The sequence below is a fragment of the Polynucleobacter sp. 39-46-10 genome, from assembly GCF_002282275.1.
Map to the genome: position 1 here is coordinate 1 of NZ_NCJB01000135.1, position 5,989 is coordinate 5,989.

The window sequence follows — 5,989 nt, forward strand, 5'->3', positions numbered from 1 at the left end:
TGCCCGTAAGGGTAAAACGGATCCCGCTTTATTTATTGGCTCTGGTAAAGCGAATGAAGTTAAAAAAGTGATGGAAGAGCAAGGTGCTGAATTAGTTATTTTTAATCATCCCTTATCGCCAACACAGCAACGTAATCTAGAGCGCCATATTGGTTTTCATGTCATGGACCGTACAGGCCTGATTTTGGATATTTTTAGTCAAAGAGCACAAAGCCATATTGGTAAAACTCAGGTTGAGCTAGCCCAAGTGCGTTATCGCATGTCTAGATTGGTGCGAGCCTGGAGCCACCTAGAGCGCCAACGAGGTGGTATTGGTGTTCGTGGTGGCCCTGGTGAAACCCAGATGGAGCTTGATCGACGGATGCTGGCAACTAAGGCTAAGCGCCTAGAAACAGAACTTGAGAAGCTTCAGCGCCAGCAAAGAACCCAAAGAAGGGCACGCAATCGTAAAGATGTCTTTTCTGTATCCCTGGTTGGCTACACCAATGCGGGTAAATCCACACTATTTAATGCCCTTACAAAAGCAGGGACATATGCGGCAGATCAGCTGTTTGCGACCCTGGACACCACCTCCCGAAAAGTCCATTTGGATGAAGTGGGCTCTATTGTGGTCTCCGATACAGTAGGTTTTATCCGGGAATTGCCCCACCAGCTGGTGGAGGCCTTCAGGGCTACTTTGGATGAAACGATCCATGCAGACCTCATTTTGCATGTTATCGATGCCTGCAGCCCTGTAGCTAGGGAGCAAAAGGCCGAAGTAGAGGCGGTTTTACGAGAAATTGGCGCTGATGACATCCCTCGAATTGAGGTCATGAACAAGATTGACCAGATGCCTCAGACCTTTACGGAGGGGGCTGTTTTGGTCCGCGATTCGGAGGGAATCCCGAGCCAGGTTTTCCTTTCCGCCAAGACTGGCCTTGGCCTTGATTTATTGCGCTCAGCGCTGGCTGAATGCTCTCAAATGACTGATAGAATAAGGATCGAGCAGAATCGCGCTAAGGTCCAAATGGATCCAGACGAGTTTTTAGCTCCTTTACCCGAACGACCAGAGACTTCCGAATTTAACCCAATTCCTAACCGAAAATATTCACCAAACGATGCGTAAATTTCTTGAGCTGTTCTCGGTCAATGATCCAGGCTGGGGTAATAGTCACCCAGGCAGTGGATCTAAAGATGCGAAAGAGGGTCAAAGCTCCGACCAAAACCCAAAAGTTGATCCGGCGAAGCCAGATGCGGATAAGCCTGTTGAAACTCAACCGCAGAATCGGCCTGCACGACCAGACGGTCCTCCAGATTTAGATGAGCTATGGCGTGACTTTAATGACCGCCTAGGCAGTTTATTTGGCGGTAAGAAAAAGCCAGGCGGCTCAAGCAAGCCTGCAAACAAGCCAAACAGCACTGACATTCCACCTCCATCCCAGCGCGGTAATGGCGGTGGCAATAACGGTGGTGGTGGCATGAGTGCACCTAACTTCAACTTCAGCAATCCCTTTGGCTCAAGAGCAAGCGTGATTTTGGTTGCTGGTGGCGTGGGATTAATATGGCTTTTAAGTGGTTTTTACATGATCCAAGAGGGTCAGTCTGGGGTAGTGACTACCTTCGGTAAGTACTCTTACACGTCTGGCCCTGGTATTAACTGGCGTATGCCTTGGCCTGTCCAGGCAGAGCAAACTGTAAATGTCTCAGGGGTGCGTTCTGTAGAGGTTGGGCGTTCAATTTTGATTAAAGCAACTAATCAAAAAGATACCTCAATGCTGACTGAAGATGAAAACATCATTGATGTGCGTTTTGCAGTTCAGTATCGTTTAAAAGATCCAACAGATTATTTATTTAATAATCGTGATCCCGATATGACTGTGGTTCAGGCTGCAGAAACTGCAGTGCGTGAAATCGTTGCGCGTAGCAAGATGGATACTGTTTTATACGAAGGTCGTGAAAAGATTGCGATTGATTTGGCTGCCTCGATACAGAAAATTCTAGATAGCTATAAAACTGGTATCTACGTTACGAGCGTGACCGTTCAAAACGTTCAGCCTCCAGAGCAAGTGCAAGCAGCATTTGACGATGCTGTAAAAGCAGGGCAAGACCAGGAGCGTCTTAAGAGCGAAGGGCAGGCATACGCTAACGATATTATTCCTCGTGCAAAAGGTACAGCTGATCGACTGATTCAAGAGGCTGAAGGTTACAAGGCTAGAGTGGTTGCGACTGCAGAGGGTGATGCAAATCGCTTCAAGCAAGTCTTGACTGAGTATGCAAAGGCACCTGGTGTGACTCGTGACCGTATGTACATTGATAGCATGCGCGAGATGTACAACAACGTTTCCAAAGTCTTGGTAGACACTACTAAGAGCAACAGCATGCTCTATCTGCCGCTAGATAAGATCATTGCGCAAGTTAGCGCTGAGAGTGCACAAGTTGCTGCTGGTCAGGTCTCAGCTTCTACACCTACCGGATCAGTAACAGTGGGTGGCGCGACAGGTAATCCAGCCGCTCCATTTAGCAACAACGTAACTAGCCCAAGCTCGAGTAATGCTCCGAGTATTGGTGCTGCCGAAAAACGCGACGGCTTAAGAAGCCGTGATAGAGGGGATGCAAGATAATGAACGCAAATCGTCTCTTAGCTGCTATCGCTGGTCTGATAACTCTCGGGTATGTACTGGCTTCTAGTATTTTTGTCGTAGATCAGCGCAACTTTGCGGTGGTGTTTGCTTTCGGGCAAATTGTCAGGGTGATTGAACAGCCTGGTCTGCAATTGAAGTACCCAGCACCGTTTGAAAATGTTCGCTTTTTCGATCGTCGTATTTTGACGATTGATACTCCTGAAGCAGAGCGCTTTATTACTTCCGAAAAGAAAAATCTCTTAGTTGACTCTTACGTTAAATGGCGCATTGTTGATCCTCGTAAATTCTTCGTTAGCTTTAAAGGTGATGAACGTTTAGCGCAAGATCGACTTACACAATTAGTGCGTTCAGCACTAAACGAAGAGTTCACCAAGCGAACAGTCCGGGAAATCATCTCAGATCAACGTGAACAAGTGATGCAGGGGATTCGTAAAAAAGTAGCTGATGATGCCTCTGATATCGGTGTTGAAATTGTCGATGTTCGCCTCAAGCGTGTTGACCTCTTGGCTGAAATTAGTGACTCTGTATACAGACGTATGGAAGCTGAGCGTAAACGCGTTGCTAACGAGTTACGTTCAACTGGTGCTGCAGAGTCTGACAAGATTCGAGCAAATGCTGAGCGTCAGCGTGACACTATTTTGGCTGAAGCTTATCGTGAAGCGCAGAAGATTAAAGGTTCTGGTGATGCAAAAGCCACTTCGCTATATGCAGAGGCATTTGGGCGCGATCCACAGTTCGCACAGTTCTACCAAAGTCTTCAGGCTTACCGCAGCTCCTTCAAGGATAAGAAGGATGTCATGGTAGTCGAGCCTAATGGTGAATTCTTCAAGTTCCTGCACAAAAAAAATTAAGAGTGAACATTTCGGATCATGAATCGTTGGTTGCTTCCTGAAGATATTGCTGATGTTTTACCAGCCGAGGCTCGAAAAGTAGAGTCTCTGCGTCGTGCCATCCTCGATTTGTATCAGACCTATGGTTATGAGCTTGTTGCGCCACCGATTCTGGAGTTTCTAGATTCACTGCTAACCGGCACTGGTTCAGATCTCAACTTACAAACTTTTAAGTTGGTTGATCAGTTGTCTGGTCGTACCTTGGGTCTGCGCGCTGACATGACCCCACAAGTTGCGCGGATTGATGCGCATTTATTGAATCGCCAAGGTGTAACCCGTCTTTGCTATGCGGGATCAATTGCACATGCTCGTACACCCGTGGGTAGTTCTGCTCGGGAAGAGTTGCAAATTGGCGCTGAAATTTATGGCTGCGCAGGATGGGAAGCTGATTTTGAGGCGGTCACTTTGCTACTGCAGACTTTGGCTCTTGCTGATCTAAACAAAGTGTATTTAGATCTTTCACATGCAGGTGTGCTCGAAGGCATCCTGGATGGGCAAAACTTAGATAAGAGTGATGTCGAAACTCTTTATGGCCTACTACAAAGTAAGGATCGTCCCCGTTTAGCGATTTGGGCTAAAGCTTTACCTGCTAAATCAGCCGAAGCCTTAATGGCGCTGACTGAGTTGAATGGCCCTTGCACGCAAGTATTGGTGAGCGCTAAAAATGCACTGCCGAAACACCCCCTCATTGACGATGCCTTAGCTCAATTGGAAATGCTAGTTGCTGCAACTGCTGCACTACCCAATAATGTTGAGCTTAGTATTGATCTAGCAGACTTACGTGGTTATCAATATCACAGTGGTGTGATGTTCGCGGCTTATGTAGATAAGTTGCCTCAGCCTATCGCTCGTGGTGGTAGATACGATCATGTTGGTCAAGCATTTGGACGTCCTCGTCCTGCCACTGGTTTTTCAATGGATTTATTGACCCTAGCTAATCTAGCGCCTGCTGCGCAAAGAAAGCCTGCCATCTTAGCGCCCTGGATTATCGATGCAAGCCTAGCTAGTAAGCTTGCTGAGCTGCGTCAAGCTGGTGAAGTAGTTATTCAGGAAATGAATGGTGATGCTGTGGAAACTGCTGAGTATCTTTGTGATCGAGAGCTAGTAAAGCAGGGCAGCTCATGGGAAATAAAAAAGAAATAAAAAAGAAATAAAGCTTCATTAATAACGTACTAATTCTGTAATTACCTTTTGGATTTTATTATGTCTTCAAAGCAACAAGCTCATGGTCGTAACGTCGTTGTCATCGGCACCCAATGGGGTGATGAGGGCAAAGGCAAAGTAGTCGATTGGTTAACTGATCATGCTCAAGCGGTTGTGCGTTTTCAGGGTGGACATAATGCAGGTCACACCCTGATCATTGGCGACAAAAAAACTATTCTGCGTTTGATTCCATCTGGAATCATGCACAAAAATGTCATTTGCTATATTGGTAATGGTGTAGTGCTCTCACCAGAGGCGCTCTTTAAAGAAATCGGCGAGCTAGAGGCTGCTGGACTGGATGTTCAATCCCGTTTGAAGATTTCTGAGGCAACGACATTGATTCTCCCGTATCACGTAGCGATTGATCATGCTCGCGAGAAAAAGCGCGGCGATGCCAAGATTGGTACAACCGGTCGTGGAATCGGGCCGGCTTACGAAGATAAAGTTGCTCGTCGCGCCTTACGAGTTCAAGATTTGTTTTACCCAGAAAAGTTTGCAGCGCAATTGCGTGAGAACTTGGAGTATCACAACTTCATGCTCACCAACTACTACGGTGCTGAACCGGTTGACTACCAAAAGACTTTTGAAGAAGCCATGTCTTATGCCGAGCGCATTAAGCCCATGGTAGTTGATGTCTCTAGTGCTTTATATGCAGCAGAGCAGGCAGGTCAAAATTTATTGTTTGAAGGTGCGCAAGGCACTTTGCTCGACATTGATCATGGTACTTACCCATATGTCACTTCAAGCAACTGCGTGGCAGGTAATGCGGCTGCTGGCTCTGGTGTTGGTCCAGATTCTTTGCAATATATTTTGGGCATTACGAAGGCCTATTGCACTCGTGTTGGCGCTGGTCCATTCCCAAGCGAGCTGTATGATTTTGATAATGCCGCTAAACAAGATCCTGTTGGCGTTCGTTTGGCTGAAGTCGGCAAAGAGTTTGGTTCTGTTACTGGTCGCCCACGCCGTACTGGTTGGTTAGATGCTGCCGCTCTTAAGCGCTCAATTCAGATTAATGGTCTGTCTGGCCTGTGTATTACCAAGCTAGACGTATTGGATGGCTTTGAGACTATTCGCCTTTGTGTAGGTTACAAGCTGGATGGTCAAACATTAGATGTATTACCGCGTGGCGCCGAAGCTGTTGCGCGCTGTGAACCAATTTATGAGGATTTCCCAGGCTGGAAGGGAACTACTTTTGGTATTCGTGAATGGGACAAACTCCCAATAGAGGCACAGAAGTTCCTGCGTCGTATCGAAGAAGTTGCAGGAAAGCCGATC

The 5,989-nt window shown here is 46.9% G+C and carries 5 protein-coding genes; all 5 read left to right on the top strand.

The features are described from left to right. The coding region (hflX, locus tag B7X71_RS10690; protein WP_293600723.1) for a GTPase HflX at window positions 1-1,105 on the top strand (1,105 nt) is incomplete at its 5' end. Continuing rightward, window positions 1,098-2,600 (top strand): FtsH protease activity modulator HflK, encoded by a 1,503-nt coding sequence (gene hflK / locus B7X71_RS10695; RefSeq protein WP_293598570.1) that lies wholly within the window; start codon window positions 1,098-1,100, stop codon window positions 2,598-2,600. The genes hflX and hflK, both read left to right, overlap by 8 nt. Continuing rightward, window positions 2,600-3,472, top strand: coding sequence for a protease modulator HflC (gene hflC, locus B7X71_RS10700; RefSeq protein ID WP_215300979.1), 873 nt, complete (start codon window positions 2,600-2,602; stop codon window positions 3,470-3,472). The genes hflK and hflC overlap by 1 nt, the downstream gene beginning before the upstream one ends. A gap of 18 nt (window positions 3,473-3,490) precedes the next feature. Then, window positions 3,491-4,654: an ATP phosphoribosyltransferase regulatory subunit gene (locus tag B7X71_RS10705; RefSeq protein ID WP_293598571.1), complete on the top strand. Its 1,164-nt coding sequence runs from the start codon at window positions 3,491-3,493 to the stop codon at window positions 4,652-4,654. A 60-nt stretch (window positions 4,655-4,714) separates the two neighbouring features. Continuing rightward, window positions 4,715-5,989, top strand: a 1,275-nt coding sequence (locus tag B7X71_RS10710; protein ID WP_293600724.1) for an adenylosuccinate synthase, incomplete at its 3' end; no start/stop codon positions are given.

Excerpts from the sequence above, each read along its gene's own strand:
- B7X71_RS10705 (WP_293598571.1), top strand. The coding sequence starts at position 3,491 with ATGAATCGTTGGTTGCTTCCTGAAGATATTGCTGATGTTTTACCAGCC.
- hflC (WP_215300979.1), top strand. The coding sequence starts at position 2,600 with ATGAACGCAAATCGTCTCTTAGCTGCTATCGCTGGTCTGATAACTCTC.
- hflK (WP_293598570.1), top strand. The coding sequence starts at position 1,098 with ATGCGTAAATTTCTTGAGCTGTTCTCGGTCAATGATCCAGGCTGGGGT.